Source organism: Streptomyces sp. AC627_RSS907 (assembly GCF_019049165.1).
In genome coordinates this window covers 1-676 of record NZ_JAGMUE010000923.1, presented here as the reverse complement: position 1 = coordinate 676, position 676 = coordinate 1, and the positions used below count along the sequence as shown (strand labels likewise).

1 pseudogene is annotated in these 676 nt (G+C 71.2%); it reads left to right on the top strand.

From position 1 onward, the window contains the following. Nucleotides 1-159 precede the first annotated feature (159 nt). Nucleotides 160-676: pseudogene (locus KUM32_RS39475) on the top strand (hypothetical protein); the annotation flags it as partial.

Here is a 676-nt window from a genome sequence, read left to right as displayed (position 1 = left end):
AGTAAGACCACAGGAGGAGCCCGGCCACCCCCCTAGGTCGCAAGGCCGCTCACATGGGCATGCCTTGGGTTGCGACTCCCGGCTGTACGCGATGGCGACCCGAGGGCGATGTGGCAGCGCGTGTCCCGCGCCGAGCATGGCCTGGTGACCGAGAACCTCATGGGGCTGCACATGTCCCTTCTGGAAGTCCTTGTCCTGCTGGGTGCCGTCGCGCTGGTGGTGGTGCGCTGGCTTCCGCCTGTCGTCCGCCCACGCGTCACGATCGCGGCGGTGGCAGTGTTCGTGCTGTCCGTGATCGTGCTGAGCGTGGTGGGGACCCGTTGGCAGATGCTGCCGGTACTGACCGGCGCCGCCCTCGCGCTGCCGTTCGCTCTCTCTCCTCTGCTACGACGCCGCACTGGCCGGCCGGCGTGGCGTGCCCAGTGGTGGCTGGCCTTGCCCGGATCGGTGGCCTGCGCCGGCCTGATCGCCACGGGTCCGGTGGCCGCCTGGGCCTTTCCCGTACCTGCGTTCCCCGAGCCGTCGGGCCGTTTCGCGGTCGGCACCCGTGTGATGCAGTGGACCGACCCACGCCGCCCCGAGATCTTCACCGCCGATCCGCACGACCGGCGCACGGTCGTGGTCCAGCTCTGGTACCCCGCGCAGAAGGCCCCCGCAGGCGCGCGGCGGGCCCGTT